The sequence below is a fragment of the Shewanella putrefaciens genome (assembly GCF_016406305.1).
In the GTDB taxonomy this organism is placed as follows: Bacteria; Pseudomonadota; Gammaproteobacteria; order Enterobacterales; family Shewanellaceae; genus Shewanella; species Shewanella putrefaciens_C.
Window position 1 is genome coordinate 2,267,132 of sequence record NZ_CP066369.1, and the last position, 24,832, is coordinate 2,291,963.

Consider the following 24,832-nt stretch of genomic DNA (forward strand, 5'->3'; position numbering starts at 1 on the left):
AGTATTATCATATAAAAAATCTTTATAATTCAAATTGTCTATGCAGCATCCAGTCGTTATCCCTTTATTTGATTCAGTTGAATTCATACAAGATGGCAATTGTATTGTTAACCAGTACATCACTCAAATTAGCCTATCGAAAGTCGTCGATGCGGGGCTAGTGATGGAACATGCAACTGATTGGTTATTCGAACAAAAACACAGTGAAAACAACTATAAAGCCTACCGTAGTGAACTCACCACATTCCTGCATTGGTGCTTTGATGTGGTCTCTATGTCGCCAACAGAAGTAATGCGCAAAGACATGAGCCGTTACGTCGATTATTGCCTTAATCCGCCAGTGGAATTGATAGGCTACTTCAATGTTCCACAGTTCAAATTCGACCAACAGCTTGGAGAACGGATACCAAATCCATTATGGAAGCCCTTTGTCGGGAAGAAATATTTAGGACAAATTCAGCCGTATAGACTGAGTGATAATGCATTAAAAACCAAAATAGCGATTTTATCGTCCTTTTATTCCTACCTAATGGGTGAAGAGTATTGTGAACGAAACCCCGCACAAATTTGGCTCAATCACAGCCGTTTCGCACTGACACGGCGATATCAAAGCCGACCCGATGAAGAGGAAAATAGCCTTGCATTCACAGAGTTACAGTGGTCATACGTAATGACGACCGTAACAACATTAGCTGAAGAATCCCCCGAGCTGCATCAGCGAAGCTTGTTTTTAATATCGTTAATTTATTCATGCTATCTGCGTATTTCGGACGTCTCTGCACGCGCAGGATATTCACCCGTTATGGGGCAATTTAGGCAGAATCATCAAACGGGCATATGGAGTTTTCACATTCCTTTGAGTAAAGGCGGCAAAAAGCGCAGCGTAGCCATTTCTAAAGCCTTACTCGACGCATTAGTAACGTATCGACACTATTTAGGTTTAACGGATTACCCAAGCCAAAATGAACGCCATCCGCTATTTGTCAGGCACAGAGCCGCGGGTCGTGGACGTGATGTTGGATTATTGAACGCTAACTTAGGAATACGGCAAGTTCGTGATGAAATTCAAAATATTATCAACCTTGCCGCCGATAATGCGCAAACAGATGGATTCATCCACGATGCGCAGCAAATGCGTCAGCTAACGGCGCATAATATTCGTCACACTGGCATTACGCATGATATTAATATCAACCGCAGACCCTTATCCCATGTACAAGCGGATGCCGGCCATGAAAGCATCGACACAACATCTCAGTATTTACATACCACTCAAACGGAAAGGCACGAAAGCGCGCTCAATAAGCCATTAGATCATTTACAGGGCATCAATGAATAAGCCCCAAGTGGAACATCAAGCTCTCCCACACATAACTGCGTACAATGTATAGAGAGTTAAACCATTCTAAACATTAGGCAATTTTGACGGAAGCCGCGCGGCGCTTGGGCTGCGCGGGCTTTTGGGCTAGGTGTAAGGCGTGGCCGATTTTGCCACATACCCGTAACAAACTAATCAATTAACGCAGAATTTTCACAGTAGGCCAACGCATCAAGTATTTTTTGTAATGCGGCCTTTGCTGTGGCGTCTTTTTGCCGCCAAATCACTGAATGTAATAGCAAAACGCCTAGGTGAATGTCGAGCGCATCCGCAAATTTAATCAGTACCTTATCATCTGGAAAATTGGTGTTAGTGCGCCACTTTGAAACGCCAGTCTGTGAAAAACCAAATCTTTTCATCACCTGATAGTCGGAAGTCAAGCCATAAGCGGCTCGTATGAGGTCGAGCAGGTCAGAGGGTTGCATTTTTCTGTGTCCTTTTGGTGTCCTGCAATAGAGTCTAGTAGTGCAATCCAAGCAGCTCAAGGTGGAGAGGTTGCTATTGTACAGTAGTGATTGCGGTTGTATCGTTTGTCCGTCCTGTGTGGCGCGGGTCGCTGGATGCGTCCCGTTAGCCACAAAACCCACAGGCACAACCACAGGAGACAGACACATGACCGCTTACAAGAAAGTACCCAATTCAAATATCGAAGTCCCCGTATGGATGGACGCCAGCGCCTTAACTGCAAAGTTCAGCATTGCCAAACGCCAGCGCAACGCCATGTTAATCAGCCGCCTGAAAGCCAAGTTCTTCGGGGGTGCAAGATGATCGCATTACTCAAAGAATTAAAAGCCTTTCATATTCACCAAGGTAAAATTTGCGCGAGGGTGGCAGGTGATTTTAGGGTCAAAAGCGGCCTAGGTTTTTTTGTATGTACGGAAGAAATGCGTGAACACCGCCGCTTTGCTCTGCGACTTCATTTTGAAATCGCCAAGCTGGAAGGGGGTGCAAGATGAACAATCACCCAATGTTCCGCGCACCAACGCCAGAAGAAATAAACGAATTACAAGCCGAATTGGTTGCCGCCCATGCGCATATTGAGTTGCTTCATAAGTTGTGGGGCAAGTATTGCCAAGACAAGACTCTTGGCGGCACGTTTAACTTAACCCGCCGCATTTGGGAAGTTGTCAAAGATTGGGAGGATTCCCAATGTCTATAACCACTAGCCTAGGTCAACAATTCCGCAAGGCCCGCGCGCAACACGGTTGCAGCGCGGGCACTATCGGCAACTTAATCAACGTCACACAGAGCGAATGGCTTGCCTTTGAACTGGGCATGAAAACCCGCCAGCCGTTGACGATGATCCAACTCAAAAAAGCGGCCGACTTTATCAAGCTGCAAATCAAACCAGCCACCATAGCCAAAGCGCTGAGGGGGCAATGATGCAGATTAGTCCAGAGTGGTATCAAAAACGGGCGTTGCGTTGCTCAATGCTTGCTTTTAAAGCGGATGGAAAAGGTAACTTTAAGAGGGCCAAAAGGTTGGATGATTGGTCTGATAGGCTGATGGCGCTTGCTATTGAAGGGTTTAAACGCAGGGGTTGGTCATGCAACTAACCGACTACGCTCAGAGCCTTGTTGATTACGTCAACACCCATACCCGTTATGGCGAAATCGGTAGCCATATGTTTCTTGATTCATGTTTGGCGCCAAACTGGCGGCAGATGCAAGCGCCGCCAGATGCGCCCACGGTAGGCACTTGGGACGGGGTTGAAGATGATGAAGAATAGTCCTTTGCCACAGAATCAGACCAAAACCATACAACAGAGGAGTAATAAATTATGGATCCACGATAAGCCAATAAAGGGTGCGCGGGTGCCCATATCCACTGTTGAGATAATAGAGGATTTGCCGCCGCTCACCTTAGAGCCGCAAGACCTAACCGCCCCAAGGGGCGGTATTTTTGTATCTGAATTTGAGCAAGCCGCAGCGGAAAAGTTAAAGCTGGATTTAATGCGCAGGAATGCCAGCTTTTTTGCTGAAATGGCACTCCAAAACCCAAGCCCCGCAGGGCGGCCAACGGCCGAGAAAGCTAGGCTAGTCAAGGATTGCAAAAGTCCGACACGCCACACGGTAGCCACGACAAACGCCCGTAAGGAGGCCCGCCTTGGCCGCTATCTTGAACATTTACGCGCCAAGGATAGCGAGTCACACGGCAATGTTGCCGCCTCGCTGGGCGTGAATCTCGAAGCCTCAGAGCGTGTGCTTGTCCGTGATATTTACGAAACCGCGCCCGAAACCGTGGATCATGTGCCCAATGTCGGGCGGGTGAACCTTGAAACGGGCGAAATTTTGCCGCCGATGGACAACAGCGTGCGCAAATCTGACCGCAGCGGGATAGTGATCAGTAAAACGCCCGTTGTCCGAGTGTCGTACCGCGCATGGTCGGATGAATACCGCTTAAGAGTTCAAGCGGATATGCCGCCAAGTGAAGCGCCGCCTCAGCAATCGGGCGACAGAGTGACCAGCGACTTAAGCAGCCGTGGCGCTCGCAATATTTTGGACTCGGGCGCGTATGTGGCCGCCGTTCGCGGTGGGTTTACCACGTTTTTAACGCTCACTTTCAACAGTGAAGCCCGGGAGAGGATTATTAGCGGCGAATCGACCATAGGCGCGGAGTGTTCCCGCTTTTTTGATGCCATTAGCAAAATGTATCAGCGCGGTTGGTCATGCGATGGAGAAGTACTCAAAAATGAAAACGGCTTTGACTGCATTGGCGCAACTGAGACTGTGGAGCCAGCGGGCGATAAGCTGGATTATCTATGGGTAGCCGAAGCGCCAAAGAATAAACAGGGTGAAGTAAACCCGCATTGCCATGTGCTGCTCCGCTGGCAGGTTGAGCCGCATTTGTTCCATGACTGGGCGGCGCGGATCGAGGCGCTTTGGGGGCAGGGGTTCGCCAACTTGCAACGCATCAAAAGCGCCAACGCCGCTGGCGGTTATCTGCTCAAAGCCTTGGGGTATCTGACCAAAGGCGAAAAAGCCGACCAAGGCGAAATTAAGGGAAACCGTTACAACATTTCAAAAACTGCCCGCGCCGCGCCGTGGGAGACCATCGCCAGCTATCACGCCGAGCATATGTCCTCAATCATCGGCGAAATCAAATACAAGTTAGAAAACCGCGCCAAACCTATTCGCCGTGAAATTGGCCGCGCCTATGGTGCGCTTGAAAAGGCAATCCGCGACAAAGCCGTGATGAAAGCACAAAAACGCGCCGATGCCCTTGCCAAAATCAATAAACGCATTGCCGAGCTTGAGCAAAAAATCAAAACCAGTAAAGCCGCGCTCAAAGCGGGAGAGGTTCGCGCCCAAGACTATCAACTTACTTTTAAGGGTGCTGAGGCGCTTTCAAAGTTTTTCAACTGGGCGATCGGTGCCCGCCAGTGGCAGGGCTTAAGCCGTGAAAGTGAATGTGTTGAAAATAAAATCTGTCAGCGCCTTTGGACAAAGGGTATTAACGCCGCCCGCGCCACTTATAGCGCGGTGCGCAATCGCCTTGCCGAAAAAGAGCGCCTTTGGTCGGCATGGCTGGCCGAGAAGTTAGCGCCTGAACCTGACCGAGAACTCGAAATCTTAATCCACCAAAAAAACCTTAAGGAATATCACCAATGGCAATTAAAGCTTTGTTAGACCAACACCAAAAAATCGGCCAAGTGATTGAGGCAGCTGAAAAGGCCATGCCGTTTCAAGCCATTACCTTAGCCAAAAAAGCCGCCAGTCAAAGCCATGATCTCTTAGGCGACATTATCGAGCACATTGCCGAATTAGATAAGCGCGTTAATGCATTGGAGGGGCGCAATCATGGGTAATCATGCAAACAAACGCGCCGCAGCAGCGGCTCACAATGCCCGCTATGCCGAACGTGAAGCGATTCGGCCAAATATCACTAAATCGCCTGGTCAAACGGTGGCTAAAAAAGTCGAACCTGTATCGAGCGAACCCGTTAAGCCCGTAGTCAAACCTAAACGCTGTTGGTTTGGCGCAATATTGGCGGCTTTTATGCCCGTATCATTAAGGGGGTAACATGGCACGTAAACCTAAAAATGAGGATATAGGCGAAATCCTTTGCCCATTCTGCAACGAAAAAGCACCAGTACGGCGCGACTGTAACGGCAAACTCTACTATGTGAGTAAAGCGGGAATGATTAAGCCTAACTTACCTACGGGGCAAGATTGGATGCTTGAAAATGCGGTGATTTGGTCACCAACACAAAAAGCGGAAAACCAAGCCGTAACGGAACCTGAAACCGCCAAGCTGTTAACGAGTCCCGTCATCATTAACGGGGTCAAAATACCGCCCATTCCTGCCCGTGTACCCGTTAACGAGTCCGCAGGACAAATCCCCGTTACGGGGGCAGAATCGCCAATCGAGGAAAAACCCAGTTTTGTGAAGTGGCTAATCGGTTAACGAGCCAGCCAAAAGCCCATTAACGGCGTGATGCCGTAACAGTCCCAAGGGGAAATTATGTTAGAACAAGACCAACTGCCAGAAGAAGATTTAACAGGCGTAGAAGCCGAGCATTTTTCCGAGTTCGATGCCGCCTTAGCCGCCGCCCAGCAAATCGAAGGGGGCGGACTCCAAGCCGAAAACCAAGGTTATCAACCCACACAAGCCGCCCATGTATCGGGTAGTGAGCTAATCGCGCCGATTATTGGCCTTACTTGCGCCATTTTTGCCCCTAACTGGAATATTGCGCCAGAGGAACAACAAGCCCTCGCCGACAGCTACGGCGCATTAATCGACAAGTATTTCCCCGAAGGGGCGGGAGCCTTTGGGGTCGAGCTTAATGCGCTGATTATCACAGGGGCAATTCTCGCGCCGCGTTTTAAAACCCCGCGCCACGCTGAAAAGGAGGTGAAAAACGATGACCAGACCACCGAAAAAGCGGATTGATACCAGCCGCAAGGCTGATGTGCGGGTTGTCTGTGGTGCTACAGGGTCAGCAAAGTCGAGCTATGTTAAAGCCGAGCTTAAGCGGCTTAAATGTCCTCGGGTGATTATTTGGGATCCAGTGGATGAATACGGCGAGCTTGAGGGCATTGTAAAAGTGACCACCGCCGCCGCATTAGTGGATATTCTCAGGCGTTACCCAAGGGGCGCGTTAAAGGTTCGCTTTGTCACCACTAACTTTAAGTTGTTTGAAGTGTGGGCGCAATGTGCATTTAGCTGGTGCAATGCCGCCGTGGTTGCCGAAGAAATTGCCGATGTGACCAGCCCAAGCAAAGCGCCGCCTTGGTGGGGGCAGGTGATACGCAAAGGCCGCGCCCGTGGCCTAGCGCCTATCTTTGCTTTAACGCAGCGCCCCGCAGAATCCGATAAAACCGCATTAGGTAACGCGACCATTATTCGTTGTGGTCGCTTAAGCCGCGCCGCCGACCGCCGTATGATGGCCGCAGAAATGGATATTAGTCCCAGTGTGCTGGCCAAGCTGGTGCCGCTGGATTATGTGATGAAGGATATGAATACAAATAAGGTTGTCAGGGGAAACATTGCATCGAGTAAAATTGAACATGTAAATCTTGTGAGATAAAAATACAAGTTTGTGAGCTGGCTAGGCTTGATTAAATTTTAAACGCCCCAATAAATGTTTAATAATCAAAACAACTGGAGTCGTAAGATGGAAATTAGAGCAAAAAGCCTGCGAACGTTAAGTCGCATTAAAAATTTAGTTGAACAGAACAAATCAATCAGATTTGTACATTCAGTTAAAGATATGAGTGAACAATTAGCAAAAAAAATTGGTTTTGATGTACCTCTAGAAGCTGGGTCTTATATAACCCCCAAAGTGATAGGGAAAGTTTCAAAATTTAACGCTTTAGGTAAAGAAGTAATCCGTAAAGACTTACCGAAAGAAAATTATAGCTATATGTCATTTAGAACTACCTATGATTGGCATAGAAATCCACATCAAAGCCTTCAAACCATAACAATTAAGCGATACCCAAGAGATGAAGTTTATCCTCCTTCTGTTCAATTAACAGTTGTTGATATAAATGGAGAGCTATATATATCAAGCGATATCATAACGTTATCATCTATGGGTGAAGATAGTGTTCTACACATTTGTAACTTGATGCTAGAGATTTTTGGCAGTTTCAAAGTAGTAGATATTGCAAGCCAATCGGTTTTGGGTGTGAAGAAAAAAAATTTGAACTGGGAGTTGTTGCCTAAAGGGGATAGTCCTTGGACACCGTCGGATGTAAAAAGATTTATATCTGATAGGTGCAAAGATCTTAAGCCATCTGAGAGAGAGGCTATTATACATCGGACTAATTATATAATGGCTAAAAAACCAGATTTTATTGCGTCAGGAAAAGCTGGGTTTAATGGCTATTTTGTTTACGGCTTTGAAGCATCGTCTGTATTCATTCTTGAAAGTGTTCAGTTTGGGAATGCAACTTACGTTCTGAGTGAGGATTGGGAGGAAATATCCAAACTTACAAAAAGCGAAATTATTAATGGTGATGTGACGCACGCTCGCGTTATTCATGACCATAGTTGGAACAAAAAATTAAGTATTGCAATAGATAATTTAAAAAGTACCCGTTAACGGGTACGCTTTTCTCCCGCTTAAAATCCCCGTATACCTATAAGCGCACTTAGCCAACGCTGTGAAGCGTAGGCACGTTAACCCGCCGTGAGGCGCTTATAGTCTGCCGTGAGGCAGCGTATCCCAAGGGGAAATCCATGCTTAAAAAATACCTGCCTTTTGTGGCGATTGCTGTCGGCGTTGTCTATGCCGCTAATCGCGTCCCGTCTGTTCGCCGTTTAATTGGTTAAGGGGTAGAACATGCGTACAACAGTTAAACTCCCATCCTTTTCAAACGTAGCAGCGGGCAATACTGCCACGCTTGAGCTTCCAATCGGCCGCACCTATGACCGCATCCACGTAAATTATGCGGGTGTGACTCTGGCGCAGATGAAAAACATCCGCTTAGAGGTTAACGGTAAAGCGATCCTCGAATTTAAAGACGGCACCGCCTTAGAGAATTACAACAAATTCTATAAGCGCAACACCGCCGCAGGTGTGCTTGATTTCCACTTCAAGCGCGATGAAATGAAAACCCTACTCGAAGCCCGCATGTTCGGACTCGGCACTAAATCGGGTAATTCAGGGATCATTTCAAACGTAACTATGCGCATTGAAATTGATGCCGCAGCCGCCGCACCAGTGCTGCAAGGCTACGCGATTCAATCCGATGCCGCCGAAATTGGTTACATTACCAAAATCAAAACCTTCCCAGTGGCCCTAAACGAAGGCATCACCGAGATTGACAAAATCCCGCGCCCTGCCTCTGCCAGTATCGCGGCGATTCACATCGTTACCGCAACAGAAGTGACCAAGGTCGAGTTAGAAATGGATTCGCTCAAAGCCTTTGAAAGTGACAAGGCATTGATCGAGAAAATCCAAACTGACCATGGCCGAGTCCCACAGGCTGACCGTGTGACGCTCGACTTTGCCCTTGAGGGCGACATGCTCCAAGCCATTCCGCTGGCGGGTCTGCAAGATTTGCGTATTCGCGTGTATACCGCTGGCGCAGGTTCGGCCAACGTGGTCGTGGAATACTTTGACGGCCTAGCAGGTATCTAAGGGGGCTGTATGGCTTTTGATTACCTGACAGGCTCCCTTGAGGAGTATTTAAAAACGCCGCAGGCGGCAACGGCCACGCAAGTGACCAAAGTTGCTGCTAACCCGTCAACTACGGGTTGGTTTGACCGTGTTAACGAGGGGCTAGGCATGGCCCTCGGGACATGGGCGCAGGTCGAGCAAATCAAGGCGATGAAAAACGCCAACGGCACAGGGCAAATGGAATTGTTAGAAACAGTTCAAACGCCCAATCCAAATACCAATTATTACGGCACGCCCGCCGAACAAATGCGCCAAAAAATGGCGCAGGGGTTACAAGTCGGCACAGGCACACTGTTCGCCGTTGTTGGCGGGGTGGCGCTGTTGTATTGGTTAAGTCGCAGGAAATAGGGGGCGCTATGAATAAAGCGTTTTTATGGCAAGTGGCGGGCGCGGTAGCCGCTGGGTTGATCCTGAATTACATCACCACTAAAAAAGCCGAGGTGAAATAATGCCTCCAATCAGCGCAAGCAATTCAAGCGCGGCGAGTAGCGGCACAGGTGATCAACAAAACAACGCCGCTTTTATGGGCGGCAATGTGAATTTTGGTGCAGGTAGCGGCAGCGGTGGCAATCTATGGCTAATTCTAGGCGCGGCGGCGATTGCTGCTTACTTCCTACTGAAAAAGAAATAGCAGCACTCGCATGGGAAAAATTAGCGCCCGCCTTGGGTGATGACTTGCGCACCATTATCAGCGAAGTCCACCGAGGCGAGGCGCAATTAATCGCATGGGGTAACAACGAGTTTTTTACTGTGCTGCGCGGCGAAGTGGCCGCCAACGGTAAAGAGCTCGTGATTGTCGCGGCAGCGGGTAAAAACTCAATGCCACACCTCGAAGAAATTCACACACAAGCAAAGGCGCAGGGGTTCGCCAGCGTTCGACTACACACCAAGCGCCCCGAAGCCATGCTCCGAATGGGCAAGCGTTTTGGCTATGAAAAGGCCGAAACCATACTAAGGGCGGTTTTATAATGGGCTCAAGTTCTCGCAGCGCATCCAGCCAAACAACTAGCAATATCTCAACCACGTTCGGGATTCAGGGGGCTAACAATGGCCTTGTGATTAACGGCAGTGGCAACACCATCACAGACGGCGGCGCGTTCGATATTGTCGGGCGTATTGTCGATATTTTCCCAAATCTATTCGGCCAAGGCGTTAGCATGGTATCGGATGGATTTAACGCCGTGACCGATGTGGCGCTAATGGGCGAGCGTCAAAACGAAAGCTTTCTCAATGCCGCCGTGGATCTCTTTGGTGAAACCAACTCAGCGCAACAAGATATGTTCAGGGTCGGGGCCAACGCCTTAACCGAGTTCGGCGACATGCAATCCCGTGGCTTTGAAACGCTCACCAATGCCACCAAGGACAACTTAAGCGAATCGCTTAAATTTGCTGACGGGGCCGTGGCGATTAATGCCGCCGTGTCTCAAGCCTCAATGGATAACAGCAAAAGCCTAGCGACCGTGGTCGCCGATGCGCTATCCAAGGCCAACGACAACAACACCTATCTAGCGGGCAGCGCCATGAATAACAGCGCCGACCTTGCAGAATCACTCACAAAAACCGCGCTTGATGCGGGCAACCAAGCCAATAAAGACGCCACTGGGCAATTACAGCGCGGCTTTGAGTCAATGATGGGCTTTGCCGAGCAATTTAGCCGCAGTGACGGCGCGGCCTTGGCCGAATCAAACAATAAAACCATGTTGTATATGCTAGGCGGCACTGCCTTAATCGCGGGCGCGGTACTGTTAGCGGGGCGCAAATAATGATTTTTAGAACAACACTCAAAGCAGGTCAAACCAACGTATTAAATAAAACGGGTCGGCATTTTTACCTGTTGACCGCTGCCGATGAAGTTAGGGTGCGTTTTCGAGATGGCACAAATCACACAGTAGATTTTGAGTCACCGCTGCGCGAAGGTATGAGCGCCGACTTTGCTGTGGGCATTGATGAAATCACCTTAACCACTGAAACCGCGCAATATATCGAATTTTGGTTAGGTGAAACAAAGCTTGATTACTCCAAGCTTGCCGCAGGCGGTGCAAGTGCCACGGTTGGCAGTGGTCGCGCCGTGTGTGAGCTTGGTCATTCGCTGGCAATCCCTGCCGATTTTCGCCGTAAATCAATCAATATTCAGGCGCTAACCGATGTCACTATCGGCGGCTTGGGTGTGGGCGCGGGCACAGGTTACGCTATGAAAGCGGGCGAGGTGTTAAAGCTGAATACCCGTGGTGATATTTATAGCTACCTTGCACCCGCTCGGGTTGACCAAGTGCAAAGCAATGTCAGCTTCGTGCCTGTGCTGGCGCCAGCGGATAGCAATGACGCGAACGGCTATCAACACGTAGATATTCTTAAAAGCTTTTTCTATGACCCCAAGACGGGCAACTTAGTTGCGGGTTATGGCCGTATGGTCTATTCGCAAGACGGCGGCAATACATGGATTGACAGCAATACCGACCTTGGCTTAAGTGTTGACCCATCAAACTACTTTGAGGAGCTCGGCCAAACCACTAATGGCCTGTTTATCTTCAAGCGTTACTATAGCCGTGTCGGCGTGAGCCGTGATGGTGGCAAAAGTTTCAACTATTACTGCGGAGTGCAAGGGGCGATTAACGCCGAAACAGGGTTAACTATCCTGTCACCCGATGCAGGGTTTTGCTATACAGGCTGGATTTCGGAGGATGAGAAAAACATTATCCTCTGCGATAACGGCGTGTTATGGGAAACCTTTGACGCGGGCGTCACGTGGTACAAAACCCTCACCAAAACAAATAACTATTTTGATGCCATTACCAAGTCGGGCGGGGTGATTTATGCCGTTCAAGATGGGGAGTTGTACACCGTTGTAAATCGTGTGGTCACCAAAAAGGGCGGAGGATATTCAAGCGGTGATTGCTCCATTGCCGCGATTGGCTCGAAAGTCTATTGGTACGCCGAAGGAAACAAAAAGCTGTATTACACGCCTGACGGCGGCGACACCATTACACAAGTGACCCTCAATCAAACTCATAAAGCGGGCTATATCAAGCAGATTGGTGAATCCCTGATTATCGGCGGCTTAGATAAGCTCGGATTTATCAAAAAGTTTGGCGGTGAAGTGCTTTGGGTGAGCCCTAGCGCCGCATCGGGTAAAACGCTCAGGGGTGACCGAATTGTCGTTACTGCTGATTCGATTATCGTTAAGCAAACATCGGGCAATGAGGATGTAAATCCAGCCGCCACCGTTTACCCTGTCTCGTTTATTGACGGCGCTCGCGCACCTGTGCCGCTCCAATGGCTGGCGGAGCTTAACTAATGCGCCCGCTTATCGTGATTACCGCAGGCGCGGCGATGGCAGCGGCGGGGTGGTGGTGGCTGAAAAGCGCACAAAAGCCACTGACGCCCGTTGCCGTCAACGGTTCGCCTAGCCAAAACAACACCGTCACGCCGCCAGCGGAGCGGTATAAACCCACCTATGCAAATCTCGACTTCCTCGACATTTTCTCAACCGACAGTTTTGAGGACATTATTTTTCAGCGTACCAGCCCTGTGCCTGTTGGGCCGTACTTGTACCCTGAAACCCCAGCCGAGCCAGCACCACGCACAGAGGTAGGCAATAGCATGTTACCCCCTAAAGGCATTAAAAATAATAACCCGCTCAACGTAGAAAAGAGCGGCGACCAATGGCAAGGCATGACGGGCAACGATGGCCGTTTTGTCATCTTCTCCACGCCGTTCTACGGCATTCGGGCCGCATCACGCATCCTTAAGAATTACCGCGACAAATACGGCCTTAACACCGTGGGCGGCATCATCAACCGATGGGCACCGCCAAGTGACAACAATCCTACCCAAAAATACGCCGAGTTTGTGGCTGCTAAAGCTGGCCTACAAGTTAACCAAGTTATCCCGACCGCATATTACTCTCGAGTAGTCTCGGCCATGATCCACTTTGAAAACGGATATAACCCCTATGACCAAAATACAATTACCAGCGCAGTTGCCGCCGGGTTTAACTAACGGCCTAATCGCCGTGGCGGCGATTTATGGCCTGTACATTTTCAGTAAAATGTACTCAGCGGGCGATAAGCTGGCCCAGCAAGTGACCGAGCCCATAGGCCAAGCATGGTCAGACTTGGCCGCATGGACCAACGGCTATAAACCCGTTGAATTTTCAAGCGCCGCATTTTACCTAAATGGCAAATACGTAGACGCCACAGGCTTTATTGATCCGACTTGGAAAATGATAATGACGCGCAGCAATTCAGGCATAGCAGAACTATTCGACATAATCGCCCCGCAAGGCGTTTTACTTAGAAAATACAACTATTTGCTGAATAAAGAAGTCAGCGCAAAAACCATAGGCTAGGGGGCTTTAATGCAAACTTTAACCAACTATTTAACCCAGTGGTCAACGTGGCGCGGCATCGTGCTCATCGGCGCAGCCGTGGCGGGAGTCCATCCTGATTTAGTTAACGCCGTGGTCAATGTCGGTGATGTAGTCGTGCAGGGCGTAGCCGCCTCAGCAGCCGCCAGCGTAGGCGCGTGGGAAGCGTTCCGCAACGAACGCAAGCAAAACAAAACCAAAGTATGGCGGGGCTGATATGCAAGATGACGACAAGAAAAAACAGCTAGAATTGCTCAAAGGCAGCGGGATAGGGGGCTTTGGCATCATCCTCGTGGGCATGATGTGGAACATACAAACCACGATGAACGACACCCAAGCCACGCTGAATAAAGTCATTAACGAAATCGACAAACGGGTAGTGGCGCTTGAGGTAAAACAACAGCGGGAGGACATTTATAATGTTCAGCGGCTTGCCAAATGACTTTAGTGTGGCGGTCAGGACGCCAGATCCTGTTATCGTCAAAATCCAGCCCAGTGATTCACTCATCGCCATATTAGCGGGCGTGTTAATCATCGCCGCCGCATGGGTAAAGCGTAAATACTAGTCAGCGCATTAGACTAAAGTTTTACCGTGACACCCTGTGACGGTAATCAATGCCGATAAACACCGTTATCGGCATTTTGCTTACTCACTGCGTTTAACGGTTCGCTTAACCGAAGTCGCAAGCACCTTTTTAGGTGCCACAATCGGCGAAGCCTTAAGCTTAGTCAGCGAGTTAATGATCACCTCTAATTCCTCACGAATGGCCGCGGCTTCATCGTCATTGCGTAGGCTGTCCACCTGAGCCGAGAGCTTTTCCTTTTCGACACGGTCAAAGCGGTTGAACTGTTTATCAAAAAACACCATCAACAGCTGGCCGCTGGTAAAGGTAAGGTTCTTATAGGGCGTTAACAGCTTACCGTCGGGGCTAAAGCTAAAGCCGTTCCATTCCTTAGACTCGGGTATCGAGCGACCAGCCAGATAAGCCAATCTATCAATCCACGGCGGGCAACTGGTGTGCCACCAATAACGAACGGTTCTAGGGCTAACATCACAAAACTTTGCGGCAGCGCTGTAGTCAATTCCATCCGAGCCATTTCCAAACGTGGCTAAAAACCATCGGCGCGTGCAAGTTTTCATAGGGCTAAATTCCTTCTTATTAGATTTATTTTTCATAACAAAACCCTTTAATCATGCTTATCAGTAATAAGAGCACAACTTCTTAAAACGTGACAAAAAAGGGCTTTGCCATGAAAAACGCCTTGAAAACACCATAATAGCCGCTTATTCCGTTTGGCAATATCTGACATTGCGCACAATGTATATTATGTTAAATTAGATATAAGTAGAACTCTCTATTTAGTTCGTTGTGTTGTTCTTGGCCACTCAGAATGAGAATTCGCGGCAGATTAAGGTTTGCTTTTTTAGTCGGAATTGTATGGCCAGCTTACCTGCTCTTATTTGGGTATTGGTACGATTAAATCAGTTTGGTGTTTAAGCACATGATGATGGTTTGCTAATGCAGTGTTTGTGACGCGTAGCTACGTGAATGCTTTAGAGTGTTGGCTGGCATTGCCCTCAATTATTCACGTAGCTACGCGTTCTTTTTGACTTTATTCAATATTGCCAATCTTCATAGGCCAATGGCAGACCGTTGAGTAAATCACGATGCTCTTGCCAATTTTTGGCATTTGTTTGCCCATGATGATGCGAAATCCTTCGTGATGGTGCTTTCTATCAAGACCGCATGAGTGCTTTGAAAGCCTAAAACGATTTGTTACTGTAAAGCCTTCATACTTTTCGAATACGATCTATGCCCTCTTCTTGGTTTTTATTTGACGCTATCCCCGCGGACATTTTTGCTCTGTTAACTCTTAGTACCGCATTTACTTCTTTTTTTACGGCCTGTTTCGGCATTGGTGGTGGTGTCATGTTGTTAGGAGTGATGGCGCAGGTGCTGCCACCGCAACTGATTATTCCACTGCATGGCGTAGTGCAATTAGGCTCGAATGGCAGCCGCGCCGTTCTGGGCTGGCGCCATATTGAATGGCGACTGATAGCAGCGTTTTTCCCAGGAGCAATTTTAGGTGCGCTATTGGGAAGTTTTGTATTGGTGGCACTGCCACCATCGGTTATGTATCTCACCATTGCTGCTTTTATTCTGTATTCCTGTTGGGGGCCTAAACTACCTAAAATGGTACTTGGCACCTTAGGAACCTTAGCTGCTGGTGCTATGACTACTTTTATTTCGTTATTTGCGGGGGCGACAGGTCCTCTGGTTGCTGCATTTATTAAGCAATTGGAAGTCAATCGTTTTCGTACTGTGGCGACCTTTGCCATGGCCATGTCACTGCAGCACAGTGCTAAAATAGTCGTATTTGAAGGTATGGGCGTATCGCTAGATGATTGGTGGCCGCTGCTAATATGCATGATCTTAAGTGGCACTATTGGCACTTGGATTGGGTTCAAAATGCTCAAACGGGTCGCAGATAAACATTTCCACATTGCTTTTAATCTGGTACTGACGCTACTTGCTATCCGATTGATTTGGCAGGCGTTCAGCCAATGGTGATAGCAGCAGCGCTTCCGATAAGGGGTCTAGGCGAAAACAAAAAAGGCTATCATTGCTGATAGCCTTTTCCGTGAAATATGGCGTGGGAGCTGCTATTCGAATGAGGAACCCTGGGTTCAAATTCTTTAAACAAAAAAGGCTATCATTGCTGATGGCCTTTTCCGTGAAATATGGCGGAGGAGCAGGGATTTGAACCCTGGGTGGGCTATAAACCCACGCCGGTTTTCAAGACCGGTGCATTAAACCACTCTGCCACCCCTCCGAACGATGCGCATGATATAAGTAAGTTTGCTGACTGTAAAGCACTAACTGATAAATATGCGTTAACTGCTCGTATTACATTCAATCTGTTGGATTTTGCTTCCCATGAGTTGCAATACCAATACGGGCGGGATCCGGCGCCGTGAAGTAACGGCCAAAATCGCTCCATTGCTGCTGGCTTTTTAGGATATAGCCCAATGCCACGACAATAGCACAACCCAGTATGCCCCAACCTATCGCCACTTCGCCTAAACTGGCCCATATTGCGACTAAACTCGATGCACCAAATGCAATAGTGATCTGTAAAAAGTTCTGTAAACCCGCAGCCTTAGCCGCATTTTGGCTAAATTGCTGCAATGCATTATTGACGACAATCGGGTAAATAGCACCATTCGCTGCGGCTAAAATCGAGAAGGATATCAACAGCGGAAAAATGCTTTGCGCAGGATAAACTAAGGTAAATCCTGTTATCGATAACACGCAAACAGCAAAAATAACCAGGAGAATATTCAATGTTTGATTTGTGCCAATGCGTTTGATCAGTAGCTTGCTGGCATAGCCACCGACAATAAACATAATGGTTTGAGGAATAAAACTTAACCCGATTTCAGTCGCTTGATAGCCATGCAGTTCCATCACTATTGGCCAAACAGTCAAATAGGCAAAAAACGCACCTGAACAAGCGCCAAAGATCACAACATTACCTAAATAGCGGGTGTTTTTCAGAATTTGCCCATAAGATACCAAGGGATGCGCGCTGTGCTTATGCTGTACTTTGCTTGGGACAAAATAGAGTGTCATCAACACCAGTAAAAAAGCGATAACACACAAAGAGATAAAGATTGCACGCCAACCTAACTCATTGAGAATATACGCGCCAAGAATGGGAGCTAATGCCGGGGAAAGTGCAACGAGTGGCATGATGTTGCTGAATATCCCTTGGGCTTTATCTGCATCATATTGTTCAACAACAATGGCTTGCCAGATAACGCCAGCACTGCAAGCACCAATGGCTTGGAAGAATCGGGCAATGTTAAGCATTAGGATTGAATCGCTATTGGCGATGAATACGCTGGCAATGGCAAACACCACAAGGCCAAAAATCAGTGCCCAACGTTTGCCGATTTTGTTCACTAATGGACCGTATAATAGTTGTCCAAGAGCAAGACCTGCGAGAAAACAAGTCAGCGACATGGCGACCTGTGATTGGGTACTTTCAAATGAGCCTTCAATTGCTTTGAAAGCTGGTAAGTACATGTCTGTGGCGATAAAGCCGAGCATGCTTAGCAAAGCTAAATAGAATAAAAATATAAAGAACTTTATATTTACAAAGATGTTACTAGACGATTTCATAAAATAATTTTGTCAAATGAGCGAAGGCCCGCAGTCTAAAGACTTGTTAATTTTATTGGAAACGTTTATTTTTGACTTATGTCATCAATAATTTTCACATGAATGGATATCAGCTATGCTCTCGGAACAAGCGTTAGAACTCATTGATATTGTGGCTCGTGTTGGGAGTTTTACGGCGGCAGCGAATCGGCTGCATAAAGTGCCCTCTGCGGTGAGCTACGCGGTCAAGCAAATAGAAGAAGAACTCGGCGTTATCCTGTTTGAGCGGCATCATAGAAGCGTGACCTTGACCCCTGCCGGAGCGCACTTTGTTAAGCAGGCGAGAAACCTACTCACGCAAATGGATGAAATGAAGCGGGGAACTCAACGCGTTGCAAACGGTTGGCAGCCCACCCTGTCGATTGCGCTAGATAATATCGTCCGTGCCGATAGAATAAGTGTGTTGATCGCTGATTTTTACCGGCATTTCCACGATATTGAGCTGATTATCCGTATCGAAGTGTTCAACGGAGTATGGGAAGCGCTGGCAACGGGTCGCAGTGATATTGCCGTTGGTGCCACCACCGCCATTCCTGTTGGTGGAGTCTATCAATATAAAGATATGGGCGACATTGAATGGGCATTTCTAGTGAGTAAAAATCACCCTTTAGCCAATATTGACCGACCTCTAACCGACGATGAGCTGCGCCCTTTCCCCTCAATTTGCTTAGAAGACACTTCACGGGAAATTCCCAAACGTATGACTTGGCTTCTTGAAAATCAGCGCCGATTAGTGGTGCCAGATTGGATCAGGGCAATCAATTGTTTCCGTGAAGGTTTAGGTGTGGGTTATATGCCGGTTCATTTAGCGAGTGTATTTATTAAAGCCGGGGCCTTAGTGCAGAAACAGCTTGAAAATCCAAAACAAGCAAGCCCTTGTTGCCTTGCTTGGAATGCCGATAAAATGTCACCTGCCCTTGCCTGGGTGCTGGATTACCTCGGTGATACTGAAAAGCTTCACCGGGAATGGTTAGCTTAACACCATCACGAGGGATGTGCTTGTAGAGGGTAGACATTAGATTCACTTTTTATGCACATAGTTAAAACTCACATAAAAATCAATATTAACAATTTGTTATTCAAAGATTGAAGGCTTTTACCTAAAGTGCAACTAGCGTATTATCGATAAAGCGCGATCGTTTGTTTTTTTGGAAACTGTATGGAACTAAAGTTACCGTGAAAAATCAAAATGATCAGTTTAGAAATGTGTCAATGGAGAACAACATGACTCAGCAAACCTTGTACTCAACGAGTGCCTCAACACTGGAAGTAAATAAGCTTCTTAAAAATACCTATTTGCTATTAGCCATGACCTTAGCGTTTTCAGCGCTTTGTGCCGGCTTAGCCATGGCGTTCAATATCAGTCCATTAATGTCGCTCGGCTTATCCATTGGTGGCTTAGTGCTGCTATTTGTGACGCTGCGTAAAGCCGATTCTGCGGCGGGAATTTTCTGGGTGTTTGCCTTTACCGGTATGGAAGGCGCCTCACTGGGCTATATGCTAAACCATTACGCAGGCATGACTAATGGCTCAGAACTTATTATGCAAGCCCTTGGTTTAACTTCGGTTATCTTTATTGCACTCTCGGCCTATGCGGTCACGACTAAGAAAGATTTCTCTTTCCTACGTGGTTTTCTGTTTGCAGGCTTGATTGTGGTGATCGCAGCTGCCGTCATTAATATTTTCGTAGGCAACAGTGTCGCCTTTATGGCCATTAACGCTGGGCTTGCGCTGTTAATGACGGGATTTATTCTGTTCGATACTAGCCGTATCGTTAACGGCGGTGAAACCAATTATATCCGTGCCACCATTGCACTGTATCTGGACTTTTTAAACCTCTTTATTGCCATTTTGCATTTGCTGGGCATTGGTAACGATGATTGATCCCCTTTTAGGGAAACTTACGCTAGAATGGCCCTACTTTTAGGGCCATTTTTTTTATGATGAGCAAATTTATTATTCAAGTGAACGGGCCTGCCTATGGCACGTCGGCAAGTGTGAATGCCCTACGTTTCACCCAAGCGGCGCTCTCGGGCGGCCATCAAGTAGTGTGTGTATTTTTTTACCAAGATGGGGTTTATAACTCCACGGAGTTTAGCCTACCCGCATCCGATGAATATGATGTAGTGCAGCAGTGGAAAATACTGGCAGCAAAGTATCAAGTTCCGCTGGTAAATTGTGTCTCCGCCGCCCTGCGCCGCGGGATTATTGCCGTGCAAGAGGCGCAGGAGAATGGCCTCAGTCATTGGAATGTCGGGCAACCATTTATCATGGGTGGCCTAGGTGAACTGGTGACGGGTGTTGAGTCTGCTGATCGTTTGATCTGTTTTTAATCTTCGGAAATCCTATGAAAAAAATCTGTATTCTGTTCCGAAGTGCGCCCCATGGAACAACAAAAGGCCGTGAAGGATTAGATTTGGCACTGCTGAGCGCCAGTTTTGAGCAGGAAGTGAGCCTAGTGTTTGTCGATGAAGCTGTACTGCATCTTCTTAAAGATCAGCAACCTGAATTGATTGGCGGCAAAGATTATCTGGCCACATTTAAGGCGCTTCCCCTTTATGATATTGAGTCCGTTTTGGTCTGCAAACAGTCCCTCACAGATTTTGGTTTAAGCCATGGTTTACTGGCTATTCCGGTTACCATAGTGAACGATGAAGCCATTGCGGCCCATTTAAAATCCGTCGATGAGGTCTTAGTATTCTAATGATTTTGCATCATATTCAAACATCTCCTAACCGAGATAATGCCCTTAAACTTTGCTTACGTTACGCCTGTAAGGAAGATGCCATTCTACTCTCTAGCGATGGCGTTAATGCGCTACTGCTACGCCAATGGGCAATGGCATTATCACCATTCAAACTTATGGTGTTAAAGGATGATGTGATTGCTCGCGGCTTAACGGAGCGATTGGCGAATGTCTGTCAGATTGATTACAACGAGTTTGTCGCTCAAACACTAGTGCATGATAAGGTGATAACGTGGTAAATCCGCTGCAATTTAATGGTGTCGATATTGAACGCGACCATCAGGGATATTTAAAAAATATCACGGATTGGCACCCAGATCTGGCGCCACTTTTAGCCCAAGAGGAACAAATTGAACTCACCCCAGCCCACTGGGAAGTGATCCATTTTGTGAGGGATTTTTATCTGGAGTACAAAACCAGCCCAGCAATTCGTGTACTCGTAAAGGCCATAGGTCAAACACTGGGGCCAGATAAGGGCAACTCTAAATATCTTTACACCCTATTCCCGATTGGTCCTGCGAAACAAGCAACTAAGATTGCAGGCTTACCAAAGCCAGCTAAATGCATTTAATCTTAATGACTTAATCTTATATTTTGTACGTGAGTAAGCTAAAAAGTAGGGTTTAAAATAAAAGGCATGTTCCTTCGGGATACATGCCTTTTTATTGCACAACATGGGTCGTATTAATTCATGTTTTCTAACACAACCCAAACGGCTTTGCCTAGTGTCGCCAACATGACCGCACCAAATACGGCAATGACGGCGGTATAGGAAAGCCAACGAAGATAACGTTGACCTTTATCCATAACGGTTTGCGCAGTATTCCATTAACCGATTTGTGTTAAACCGCCCATATAAGGACGTAATGCTTCTGGTACTGTGATGCTGCCATCGGCATTTTGATAGTTTTCCAAAATAGCCACTAAGGTACGTCCAACCGCTAAGCCAGAGCCGTTTAAGGTATGTAAAAGCGCAGGCTTATTGTCTGCTTTCACGCGGTAACGCGCCTGCATACGACGGGCTTGGAAATCCTTCATATTCGAGCATGAAGAAATCTCACGGTAGGTGTTTTGTCCTGGTAACCAAACTTCGATATCGTAGGTTTTGCTTGAGCCAAAACCCATATCACCAGTACATAACACCACAGTACGGTACGGCAGTCCTAAACGTTGCAGTACCGTTTCGGCATGACCCGTCAGCGCTTCGAGGGCCGCCATTGAATCTTCAGGCTTAACCAGTTGCACCATTTCTACTTTATCGAATTGATGCTGGCGAATAAGGCCGCGGGTGTCCTTACCGTAGGAGCCCGCTTCGCTACGGAAACAGGCGGTATGCGCGGTTAACTTAATCGGTAACTCGTCTTCATCAACAATGCTATCGCGCACTAAGTTGGTTAATGGCACTTCGGCCGTTGGGATAAGGCTTAAGCCTTGGCCTTCTTCGGTGGCAGGTTTAGTGTGGAACAAATCTTCACCAAACTTAGGCAGTTGACCTGTACCCAGTAAGCTTGCCTCGTTAACCAGTAATGGTACATAGGCTTCGGTATAACCGTGCTCTGTGGTGTGCAAGTCCAACATGAACTGACCAATTGCGCGGTTTAAACGGGCAATTTGGCCTTTCATCACGATGAAACGTGAGCCTGTGATTTTTACTGCATTTTTAAAATCTAAACCGTTTAAGCCTTCGCCTAAATCGATATGATCTTTAATTGGGAAATCAAAAGTGCGTGGTGTGCCCCAGCGGCGAACTTCAACGTTCTCTGTTTCATCGGCACCGATTGGCGCGGATTCGTCTGGCAGGTTGGGCATAGACATGGCAATGGCATTGACTTCTTCGAGCACGGCGGCCAGTTCAATCTTTTTGGCATCCAGCTGTGAACCTAAATCGCCCACTTGCGCCATAATAGCGTCAACATCTTCACCACGGGCTTTTGCTTGGCCAATGGATTTGGAGATGGCATTACGCGACGCTTGTAATTCTTCGGTAGCCACTTGCAGTGACTTACGCTTTTCTTCTAATTGAGCGAGGTGAGCTATGTCTAAAATAAAGCCACGGGTGGCCAGTCGCTCAGCGGTAACTGCTAATTCGTTGCGCAAAAATTTAGGATCTAACATGTGATATATTCTTAATAGTTAAATGCGAGAAAAAACCAGTTGCTGACCTAAGTACACCATGAATAAACATAGACTTAGATTCAACACCACATTCAAAGTCGCCTTCAGCCAATCCCCTTCTTGCAGCAGCAATAAGGTTTCATTAGAGAAAGTCGAAAACGTTGTCAAAGCGCCCAACAGGCCAATACCGATCAGCGCTTTGAGTTCTGGGCTGATATGACTCATTTGCCCCAGTGCGTAAATTACGCCCATTAAAAATGAACCGAGGACATTAACCAACAGTGTACCAAAAGGAAAACTGCTGCCAAATACTTGGATCATGAATATTGAAATAAGATAGCGAAAAACAGCCCCAATTGAACCACCTAGCGCCACAAGTAAGAGATTATTCATATCTTTTATGCTCGCTGGCTTGATCTAACTGGGCTAATTGCGCCAATTTATCTTTGATTCGCTTCTCAAACCCTCGCTCAGTCGGAAAATAAAACTGCGCTGTTTGCAGGGATTCGGGGAAATAATTTTCGCCACTAGCGTAAGCATTGGCTTCATCGTGGGCATATCGATACCCTGCTCCCATGCCAATGTCTTTCATTAACTGAGTCGGTGCATTGCGTAAATGGTGCGGTACTTCAACTTGCCCTGTATCGCGAGCCAACTCACGCGCCGCCTTAAACGCGGTATAGACAGCGTTACTCTTAGGCGCGCTCGCAAGGTAAACAATGGCTTGAGCTATTGCTCGCTCGCCCTCTGCTGGGCCAACACGGTGAAAACAATCCCATGCATTGAGCGCTATGGTCATGGCCGCGGGATCGGCATTACCCACATCTTCCGAGGCAATCGCCAGTAAGCGCCTTGCCACGTACAAGGGATCGCCACCGCCTTCCAATATTCGACAAAACCAGTACAGTGCAGCGTCGGGCGCCGAGCCGCGAATAGACTTATGCACCGCCGAAATCAAATCGTAAAATTGATCGCCGTTCTTATCGAATCCGGCCACTTGGTGCCCCGCCACTTGAATCAACATTTCCGTGGTAAAGGTGCCACCATCGGCGAGCATATCGCTCATCAACTCGATAAGGTTTAAGGCTTTACGGGCATCACCATCACAGAGTTGTGCCAGTGTGGTGAGCACATCGGTCGGCATGACAAATTGGCGTAAACCTAGACCACGCTCGTTATCGCTTAAGGCTTGAGTGATAATATGGGCTATCTCATCATGGCTTAAGCGTTTGATAAGATAGACTCTCGCCCGCGAGAGTAAGGCATTGTTGATTTCAAAGGACGGGTTTTCAGTAGTCGCGCCGATAAAAATAACTGTGCCATCTTCAATAAAGGGCAAAAAGGCGTCTTGCTGACTCTTATTAAAGCGATGCACTTCATCGACAAATAATAAGGTGCGTTGTCCCCGGGACTGAGCCACCGCTTTGGCCAGCTCTATCGCCGCGCGAATATCTTTAACGCCCGACGTGACCGCGGAGATGCGTTCAACATGGGCATTTGAATAATGGGCGATGAGTTCGGCTAAAGTCGTTTTACCTGTGCCCGGTGGTCCCCACAACATCATGGAATGGGCGCGGCCCGCTTCCAATGCTTTGCGTAGCGGTTGGCCTTCCCCTAATAAATGGGCTTGGCCTATATACTCAGCGATCGTCCTTGGCCGCATGCGCGCGGCTAGCGGACGAAAGTCGGGGGCGAAGTTAAAGGATAAACTGCTCACGCTCAGGCCTAGTGCGTTGTTTGACGACGTTGATCGTCAACATCGACATTTTCGGGCAACACAAACTTAAACAAAGACTTGTCGTCTGTGCTGATGGCTTGTTGATTGCTCAAATCAAATTGGCTCAAATTACCTTTATCATCAAGCACATTGAACTTAGCCAACTGCGAATCTTTAAAACACACATTGACTGTCACTATGCCCGCATCTATGGCCTTAGGTTTTATCCCATAACAGTCTTGTTTTTTAGTGACAGAATACTGTGACCAAGTGGCATCGTCACGGTGCACTAATAGCGCAATGGGAGAGGCATTAATCGCCTCAGCAAAATCCATGATGACCACTTCTTCGGCAAATGGATTGTAGATCCATAAATCTTTACCATCTGCGACTATTTGAGATTCATCGGGCGCGGTTAAATGCCAATAAAACTGGTTGGGGTGTGCTAACGCAAATACGCCTGAGCCAGTTTGGATCACTTTTTGGTTCACATCCGTCACTGTCTGCTTAAAATCCGCCTTAAGGGAGGCGGTACTGACGAGCGTATCCCTCAATAGTTGTGCATCATCGGCAAATACAGTGGCGCTAAAGAATAATGGCGAAGTTAACATCACAGCGCACAACAGATTTTTCATGCTAATCCTTACTGCTTAA

39 protein-coding genes and 1 tRNA gene are annotated in these 24,832 nt (G+C 47.7%); 31 read left to right on the forward strand and 9 right to left on the reverse strand.

Translation table 11 applies throughout. From position 1 onward, the window contains the following. Nucleotides 1-40: 40 nt before the first annotated feature. The gene (locus tag JFT56_RS09845) at nucleotides 41-1,339 is read left to right on the forward strand and encodes a tyrosine-type recombinase/integrase (protein ID WP_198783430.1); all 1,299 of its coding nucleotides are present in this window, start codon (nucleotides 41-43) and stop codon (nucleotides 1,337-1,339) included. Nucleotides 1,340-1,509: 170 nt separating this feature from the next. On the opposite strand, the gene JFT56_RS09850 is transcribed toward JFT56_RS09845, so the two are convergent. Continuing rightward, complete coding sequence (locus JFT56_RS09850; protein ID WP_198783431.1) at nucleotides 1,510-1,803, reverse strand: helix-turn-helix domain-containing protein; 294 nt, start codon at nucleotides 1,801-1,803, stop codon at nucleotides 1,510-1,512. Between the two features lie 187 nt (nucleotides 1,804-1,990). Here JFT56_RS09850 and JFT56_RS09855 point away from each other — a divergent pair, with 187 nt between their 5' ends. The 23 genes from JFT56_RS09855 to JFT56_RS19930 all read left to right on the forward strand — a co-directional run bounded on the left by JFT56_RS09855 (nucleotide 1,991) and on the right by JFT56_RS19930 (nucleotide 13,940). Next, on the forward strand, nucleotides 1,991-2,146 hold the full coding sequence (locus JFT56_RS09855; protein WP_198783432.1) for a hypothetical protein: 156 nt from the start codon (nucleotides 1,991-1,993) through the stop codon (nucleotides 2,144-2,146). After that, a complete protein-coding gene (locus tag JFT56_RS09860; RefSeq protein WP_198783433.1) occupies nucleotides 2,143-2,334 on the forward strand; it encodes a hypothetical protein in 192 nt (63 codons plus the stop codon). The genes JFT56_RS09855 and JFT56_RS09860 overlap by 4 nt, the downstream gene beginning before the upstream one ends. Continuing rightward, the gene (locus JFT56_RS09865) at nucleotides 2,331-2,537 is read left to right on the forward strand and encodes a hypothetical protein (RefSeq protein ID WP_198783434.1); all 207 of its coding nucleotides are present in this window, start codon (nucleotides 2,331-2,333) and stop codon (nucleotides 2,535-2,537) included. The genes JFT56_RS09860 and JFT56_RS09865 overlap by 4 nt, the downstream gene beginning before the upstream one ends. Beyond that, a complete protein-coding gene (locus JFT56_RS09870) occupies nucleotides 2,528-2,761 on the forward strand; it encodes a hypothetical protein (RefSeq protein ID WP_198783435.1) in 234 nt (77 codons plus the stop codon). The genes JFT56_RS09865 and JFT56_RS09870 overlap by 10 nt, the downstream gene beginning before the upstream one ends. Nucleotides 2,762-2,924: 163 nt before the next feature. Beyond that, nucleotides 2,925-3,107 carry a hypothetical protein gene (locus JFT56_RS09875; RefSeq protein ID WP_198783436.1) on the forward strand — a complete coding sequence of 61 codons (183 nt, stop codon included), beginning with the start codon at nucleotides 2,925-2,927 and terminating at the stop codon, nucleotides 3,105-3,107. Next, complete coding sequence (locus JFT56_RS09880; protein WP_233095589.1) at nucleotides 3,094-5,007, forward strand: rolling circle replication-associated protein; 1,914 nt, start codon at nucleotides 3,094-3,096, stop codon at nucleotides 5,005-5,007. Before JFT56_RS09875 ends, JFT56_RS09880 begins: the two co-directional genes overlap by 14 nt. Further along, entirely contained in the window at nucleotides 4,986-5,186 is a 201-nt protein-coding gene (locus tag JFT56_RS09885) for a hypothetical protein (RefSeq protein ID WP_198783437.1), read from the forward strand. Before JFT56_RS09880 ends, JFT56_RS09885 begins: the two co-directional genes overlap by 22 nt. Next, nucleotides 5,179-5,400, forward strand: coding sequence for a hypothetical protein (locus tag JFT56_RS09890; protein ID WP_198783438.1), 222 nt, complete (start codon nucleotides 5,179-5,181; stop codon nucleotides 5,398-5,400). The genes JFT56_RS09885 and JFT56_RS09890 overlap by 8 nt, the downstream gene beginning before the upstream one ends. 1 nt (nucleotide 5,401) lies before the next feature. Then, nucleotides 5,402-5,785, forward strand: coding sequence for a hypothetical protein (locus tag JFT56_RS09895; protein WP_198783439.1), 384 nt, complete (start codon nucleotides 5,402-5,404; stop codon nucleotides 5,783-5,785). A gap of 57 nt (nucleotides 5,786-5,842) precedes the next feature. After that, a complete protein-coding gene (locus JFT56_RS09900; protein WP_198783440.1) occupies nucleotides 5,843-6,271 on the forward strand; it encodes a hypothetical protein in 429 nt (142 codons plus the stop codon). Continuing rightward, on the forward strand, nucleotides 6,243-6,908 hold the full coding sequence (locus tag JFT56_RS09905; RefSeq protein ID WP_198783441.1) for a hypothetical protein: 666 nt from the start codon (nucleotides 6,243-6,245) through the stop codon (nucleotides 6,906-6,908). The genes JFT56_RS09900 and JFT56_RS09905 overlap by 29 nt, the downstream gene beginning before the upstream one ends. Nucleotides 6,909-6,995: 87 nt before the next feature. Further along, nucleotides 6,996-7,928: a hypothetical protein gene (locus JFT56_RS09910; protein WP_198783442.1), complete on the forward strand. Its 933-nt coding sequence runs from the start codon at nucleotides 6,996-6,998 to the stop codon at nucleotides 7,926-7,928. 240 nt (nucleotides 7,929-8,168) lie between these two features. Then, nucleotides 8,169-8,969: a major capsid protein P2 gene (locus JFT56_RS09915; protein ID WP_198783443.1), complete on the forward strand. Its 801-nt coding sequence runs from the start codon at nucleotides 8,169-8,171 to the stop codon at nucleotides 8,967-8,969. 9 nt (nucleotides 8,970-8,978) lie between these two features. Next, a complete protein-coding gene (locus JFT56_RS09920; RefSeq protein WP_198783444.1) occupies nucleotides 8,979-9,356 on the forward strand; it encodes a hypothetical protein in 378 nt (125 codons plus the stop codon). Nucleotides 9,357-9,456: 100 nt separating this feature from the next. Further along, complete coding sequence (locus JFT56_RS09925; protein ID WP_198783445.1) at nucleotides 9,457-9,639, forward strand: hypothetical protein; 183 nt, start codon at nucleotides 9,457-9,459, stop codon at nucleotides 9,637-9,639. Beyond that, nucleotides 9,582-9,977, forward strand: a complete 396-nt coding sequence (locus tag JFT56_RS09930) for a hypothetical protein (RefSeq protein ID WP_233095590.1) — start codon at nucleotides 9,582-9,584, stop codon at nucleotides 9,975-9,977. The genes JFT56_RS09925 and JFT56_RS09930 overlap by 58 nt, the downstream gene beginning before the upstream one ends. Then, a complete protein-coding gene (locus JFT56_RS09935; RefSeq protein WP_198783446.1) occupies nucleotides 9,977-10,771 on the forward strand; it encodes a hypothetical protein in 795 nt (264 codons plus the stop codon). The genes JFT56_RS09930 and JFT56_RS09935 overlap by 1 nt, the downstream gene beginning before the upstream one ends. After that, entirely contained in the window at nucleotides 10,771-12,303 is a 1,533-nt protein-coding gene (locus JFT56_RS09940; RefSeq protein ID WP_198783447.1) for a hypothetical protein, read from the forward strand. The genes JFT56_RS09935 and JFT56_RS09940 overlap by 1 nt, the downstream gene beginning before the upstream one ends. Continuing rightward, the gene (locus tag JFT56_RS09945; RefSeq protein WP_198783448.1) at nucleotides 12,303-13,007 is read left to right on the forward strand and encodes a hypothetical protein; all 705 of its coding nucleotides are present in this window, start codon (nucleotides 12,303-12,305) and stop codon (nucleotides 13,005-13,007) included. Before JFT56_RS09940 ends, JFT56_RS09945 begins: the two co-directional genes overlap by 1 nt. Beyond that, nucleotides 12,961-13,356, forward strand: coding sequence for a hypothetical protein (locus JFT56_RS09950; protein WP_198783449.1), 396 nt, complete (start codon nucleotides 12,961-12,963; stop codon nucleotides 13,354-13,356). The genes JFT56_RS09945 and JFT56_RS09950 overlap by 47 nt, the downstream gene beginning before the upstream one ends. Nucleotides 13,357-13,365: 9 nt before the next feature. Beyond that, on the forward strand, nucleotides 13,366-13,590 hold the full coding sequence (locus tag JFT56_RS09955; RefSeq protein WP_198783450.1) for a hypothetical protein: 225 nt from the start codon (nucleotides 13,366-13,368) through the stop codon (nucleotides 13,588-13,590). A gap of 1 nt (nucleotide 13,591) precedes the next feature. After that, complete coding sequence (locus JFT56_RS09960) at nucleotides 13,592-13,816, forward strand: hypothetical protein (RefSeq protein ID WP_198783451.1); 225 nt, start codon at nucleotides 13,592-13,594, stop codon at nucleotides 13,814-13,816. Next, nucleotides 13,794-13,940 (forward strand): hypothetical protein, encoded by a 147-nt coding sequence (locus JFT56_RS19930; RefSeq protein ID WP_233095591.1) that lies wholly within the window; start codon nucleotides 13,794-13,796, stop codon nucleotides 13,938-13,940. The genes JFT56_RS09960 and JFT56_RS19930 overlap by 23 nt, the downstream gene beginning before the upstream one ends. Nucleotides 13,941-14,020: 80 nt before the next feature. On the opposite strand, the gene JFT56_RS09965 is transcribed toward JFT56_RS19930, so the two are convergent. Beyond that, nucleotides 14,021-14,515 (reverse strand): hypothetical protein, encoded by a 495-nt coding sequence (locus JFT56_RS09965; protein ID WP_198783452.1) that lies wholly within the window; start codon nucleotides 14,513-14,515, stop codon nucleotides 14,021-14,023. A 673-nt stretch (nucleotides 14,516-15,188) separates the two neighbouring features. Between JFT56_RS09965 and JFT56_RS09970 the strand changes: the two genes are divergently transcribed. Continuing rightward, complete coding sequence (locus tag JFT56_RS09970) at nucleotides 15,189-15,947, forward strand: sulfite exporter TauE/SafE family protein (RefSeq protein WP_198783453.1); 759 nt, start codon at nucleotides 15,189-15,191, stop codon at nucleotides 15,945-15,947. A 171-nt stretch (nucleotides 15,948-16,118) separates the two neighbouring features. Here JFT56_RS09970 and JFT56_RS09975 read toward each other — a convergent pair. Together JFT56_RS09975 and punC are read right to left on the reverse strand one after the other, a co-directional pair. Then, a tRNA-Ser gene (locus JFT56_RS09975) sits at nucleotides 16,119-16,209 on the reverse strand. A gap of 80 nt (nucleotides 16,210-16,289) precedes the next feature. Further along, nucleotides 16,290-17,561, reverse strand: coding sequence for a purine nucleoside transporter PunC (gene punC / locus JFT56_RS09980; protein WP_198783454.1), 1,272 nt, complete (start codon nucleotides 17,559-17,561; stop codon nucleotides 16,290-16,292). 115 nt (nucleotides 17,562-17,676) lie between these two features. Between punC and punR the strand changes: the two genes are divergently transcribed. The 6 genes from punR (at nucleotide 17,677) to JFT56_RS10010 (ending at nucleotide 20,917) form a co-directional block, all read left to right on the forward strand. Continuing rightward, a complete protein-coding gene (gene punR, locus JFT56_RS09985; protein WP_198783455.1) occupies nucleotides 17,677-18,579 on the forward strand; it encodes a DNA-binding transcriptional activator PunR in 903 nt (300 codons plus the stop codon). A 245-nt stretch (nucleotides 18,580-18,824) separates the two neighbouring features. Further along, on the forward strand, nucleotides 18,825-19,484 hold the full coding sequence (locus tag JFT56_RS09990; protein ID WP_198783456.1) for a Bax inhibitor-1/YccA family protein: 660 nt from the start codon (nucleotides 18,825-18,827) through the stop codon (nucleotides 19,482-19,484). 59 nt (nucleotides 19,485-19,543) lie between these two features. Further along, a complete protein-coding gene (tusD, locus tag JFT56_RS09995; RefSeq protein WP_198783545.1) occupies nucleotides 19,544-19,933 on the forward strand; it encodes a sulfurtransferase complex subunit TusD in 390 nt (129 codons plus the stop codon). Nucleotides 19,934-19,947: 14 nt separating this feature from the next. Next, nucleotides 19,948-20,304, forward strand: a complete 357-nt coding sequence (gene tusC, locus JFT56_RS10000; protein WP_198783457.1) for a sulfurtransferase complex subunit TusC — start codon at nucleotides 19,948-19,950, stop codon at nucleotides 20,302-20,304. After that, entirely contained in the window at nucleotides 20,304-20,585 is a 282-nt protein-coding gene (gene tusB / locus JFT56_RS10005) for a sulfurtransferase complex subunit TusB (protein WP_198783458.1), read from the forward strand. Before tusC ends, tusB begins: the two co-directional genes overlap by 1 nt. Continuing rightward, a complete protein-coding gene (locus JFT56_RS10010; protein WP_007647619.1) occupies nucleotides 20,579-20,917 on the forward strand; it encodes a TusE/DsrC/DsvC family sulfur relay protein in 339 nt (112 codons plus the stop codon). The genes tusB and JFT56_RS10010 overlap by 7 nt, the downstream gene beginning before the upstream one ends. Nucleotides 20,918-21,030: 113 nt before the next feature. Here JFT56_RS10010 and JFT56_RS20005 read toward each other — a convergent pair whose 3' ends face one another. The 5 genes from JFT56_RS20005 to lolA are packed head-to-tail and all read right to left on the reverse strand — an operon-like array spanning nucleotide 21,031 to nucleotide 24,813. After that, nucleotides 21,031-21,153, reverse strand: a complete 123-nt coding sequence (locus JFT56_RS20005; protein WP_269819987.1) for a hypothetical protein — start codon at nucleotides 21,151-21,153, stop codon at nucleotides 21,031-21,033. 21 nt (nucleotides 21,154-21,174) lie between these two features. Beyond that, nucleotides 21,175-22,461, reverse strand: a complete 1,287-nt coding sequence (gene serS / locus JFT56_RS10015; RefSeq protein WP_198779977.1) for a serine--tRNA ligase — start codon at nucleotides 22,459-22,461, stop codon at nucleotides 21,175-21,177. Nucleotides 22,462-22,479: 18 nt separating this feature from the next. Continuing rightward, the gene (gene crcB / locus JFT56_RS10020; protein WP_006081645.1) at nucleotides 22,480-22,854 is read right to left on the reverse strand and encodes a fluoride efflux transporter CrcB; all 375 of its coding nucleotides are present in this window, start codon (nucleotides 22,852-22,854) and stop codon (nucleotides 22,480-22,482) included. Then, nucleotides 22,847-24,178: a replication-associated recombination protein A gene (locus JFT56_RS10025; protein ID WP_198779978.1), complete on the reverse strand. Its 1,332-nt coding sequence runs from the start codon at nucleotides 24,176-24,178 to the stop codon at nucleotides 22,847-22,849. Before JFT56_RS10025 ends, crcB begins: the two co-directional genes overlap by 8 nt. An 8-nt stretch (nucleotides 24,179-24,186) precedes the next feature. Then, on the reverse strand, nucleotides 24,187-24,813 hold the full coding sequence (lolA, locus tag JFT56_RS10030) for an outer membrane lipoprotein chaperone LolA (protein ID WP_198779979.1): 627 nt from the start codon (nucleotides 24,811-24,813) through the stop codon (nucleotides 24,187-24,189). Between the last annotated feature and the right edge of the window lie 19 nt (nucleotides 24,814-24,832).

Bases quoted from the DNA above. Each gene is read 5' to 3' on its own strand.
- JFT56_RS09845 (WP_198783430.1), top strand. From the start codon at position 41: ATGCAGCATCCAGTCGTTATCCCTTTATTTGATTCAGTTGAATTCATA.
- JFT56_RS09850 (WP_198783431.1), bottom strand. From the start codon at position 1,803: ATGCAACCCTCTGACCTGCTCGACCTCATACGAGCCGCTTATGGCTTG.
- JFT56_RS09855 (WP_198783432.1), top strand. From the start codon at position 1,991: ATGACCGCTTACAAGAAAGTACCCAATTCAAATATCGAAGTCCCCGTA.
- JFT56_RS09860 (WP_198783433.1), top strand. From the start codon at position 2,143: ATGATCGCATTACTCAAAGAATTAAAAGCCTTTCATATTCACCAAGGT.
- JFT56_RS09865 (WP_198783434.1), top strand. From the start codon at position 2,331: ATGAACAATCACCCAATGTTCCGCGCACCAACGCCAGAAGAAATAAAC.
- JFT56_RS09870 (WP_198783435.1), top strand. From the start codon at position 2,528: ATGTCTATAACCACTAGCCTAGGTCAACAATTCCGCAAGGCCCGCGCG.
- JFT56_RS09875 (WP_198783436.1), top strand. From the start codon at position 2,925: ATGCAACTAACCGACTACGCTCAGAGCCTTGTTGATTACGTCAACACC.
- JFT56_RS09880 (WP_233095589.1), top strand. From the start codon at position 3,094: ATGATGAAGAATAGTCCTTTGCCACAGAATCAGACCAAAACCATACAA.
- JFT56_RS09885 (WP_198783437.1), top strand. From the start codon at position 4,986: ATGGCAATTAAAGCTTTGTTAGACCAACACCAAAAAATCGGCCAAGTG.
- JFT56_RS09890 (WP_198783438.1), top strand. From the start codon at position 5,179: ATGGGTAATCATGCAAACAAACGCGCCGCAGCAGCGGCTCACAATGCC.
- JFT56_RS09895 (WP_198783439.1), top strand. From the start codon at position 5,402: ATGGCACGTAAACCTAAAAATGAGGATATAGGCGAAATCCTTTGCCCA.
- JFT56_RS09900 (WP_198783440.1), top strand. From the start codon at position 5,843: ATGTTAGAACAAGACCAACTGCCAGAAGAAGATTTAACAGGCGTAGAA.
- JFT56_RS09905 (WP_198783441.1), top strand. From the start codon at position 6,243: ATGACCAGACCACCGAAAAAGCGGATTGATACCAGCCGCAAGGCTGAT.
- JFT56_RS09910 (WP_198783442.1), top strand. From the start codon at position 6,996: ATGGAAATTAGAGCAAAAAGCCTGCGAACGTTAAGTCGCATTAAAAAT.
- JFT56_RS09915 (WP_198783443.1), top strand. From the start codon at position 8,169: ATGCGTACAACAGTTAAACTCCCATCCTTTTCAAACGTAGCAGCGGGC.
- JFT56_RS09920 (WP_198783444.1), top strand. From the start codon at position 8,979: ATGGCTTTTGATTACCTGACAGGCTCCCTTGAGGAGTATTTAAAAACG.
- JFT56_RS09925 (WP_198783445.1), top strand. From the start codon at position 9,457: ATGCCTCCAATCAGCGCAAGCAATTCAAGCGCGGCGAGTAGCGGCACA.
- JFT56_RS09930 (WP_233095590.1), top strand. From the start codon at position 9,582: ATGGCTAATTCTAGGCGCGGCGGCGATTGCTGCTTACTTCCTACTGAA.
- JFT56_RS09935 (WP_198783446.1), top strand. From the start codon at position 9,977: ATGGGCTCAAGTTCTCGCAGCGCATCCAGCCAAACAACTAGCAATATC.
- JFT56_RS09940 (WP_198783447.1), top strand. From the start codon at position 10,771: ATGATTTTTAGAACAACACTCAAAGCAGGTCAAACCAACGTATTAAAT.
- JFT56_RS09945 (WP_198783448.1), top strand. From the start codon at position 12,303: ATGCGCCCGCTTATCGTGATTACCGCAGGCGCGGCGATGGCAGCGGCG.
- JFT56_RS09950 (WP_198783449.1), top strand. From the start codon at position 12,961: ATGACCAAAATACAATTACCAGCGCAGTTGCCGCCGGGTTTAACTAAC.
- JFT56_RS09955 (WP_198783450.1), top strand. From the start codon at position 13,366: ATGCAAACTTTAACCAACTATTTAACCCAGTGGTCAACGTGGCGCGGC.
- JFT56_RS09960 (WP_198783451.1), top strand. From the start codon at position 13,592: ATGCAAGATGACGACAAGAAAAAACAGCTAGAATTGCTCAAAGGCAGC.
- JFT56_RS19930 (WP_233095591.1), top strand. From the start codon at position 13,794: ATGTTCAGCGGCTTGCCAAATGACTTTAGTGTGGCGGTCAGGACGCCA.
- JFT56_RS09965 (WP_198783452.1), bottom strand. From the start codon at position 14,515: ATGAAAACTTGCACGCGCCGATGGTTTTTAGCCACGTTTGGAAATGGC.
- JFT56_RS09970 (WP_198783453.1), top strand. From the start codon at position 15,189: ATGCCCTCTTCTTGGTTTTTATTTGACGCTATCCCCGCGGACATTTTT.
- punC (WP_198783454.1), bottom strand. From the start codon at position 17,561: ATGAAATCGTCTAGTAACATCTTTGTAAATATAAAGTTCTTTATATTT.
- punR (WP_198783455.1), top strand. From the start codon at position 17,677: ATGCTCTCGGAACAAGCGTTAGAACTCATTGATATTGTGGCTCGTGTT.
- JFT56_RS09990 (WP_198783456.1), top strand. From the start codon at position 18,825: ATGACTCAGCAAACCTTGTACTCAACGAGTGCCTCAACACTGGAAGTA.
- tusD (WP_198783545.1), top strand. From the start codon at position 19,544: ATGAGCAAATTTATTATTCAAGTGAACGGGCCTGCCTATGGCACGTCG.
- tusC (WP_198783457.1), top strand. From the start codon at position 19,948: ATGAAAAAAATCTGTATTCTGTTCCGAAGTGCGCCCCATGGAACAACA.
- tusB (WP_198783458.1), top strand. From the start codon at position 20,304: ATGATTTTGCATCATATTCAAACATCTCCTAACCGAGATAATGCCCTT.
- JFT56_RS20005 (WP_269819987.1), bottom strand. From the start codon at position 21,153: ATGGATAAAGGTCAACGTTATCTTCGTTGGCTTTCCTATACCGCCGTC.
- serS (WP_198779977.1), bottom strand. From the start codon at position 22,461: ATGTTAGATCCTAAATTTTTGCGCAACGAATTAGCAGTTACCGCTGAG.
- crcB (WP_006081645.1), bottom strand. From the start codon at position 22,854: ATGAATAATCTCTTACTTGTGGCGCTAGGTGGTTCAATTGGGGCTGTT.
- lolA (WP_198779979.1), bottom strand. From the start codon at position 24,813: ATGAAAAATCTGTTGTGCGCTGTGATGTTAACTTCGCCATTATTCTTT.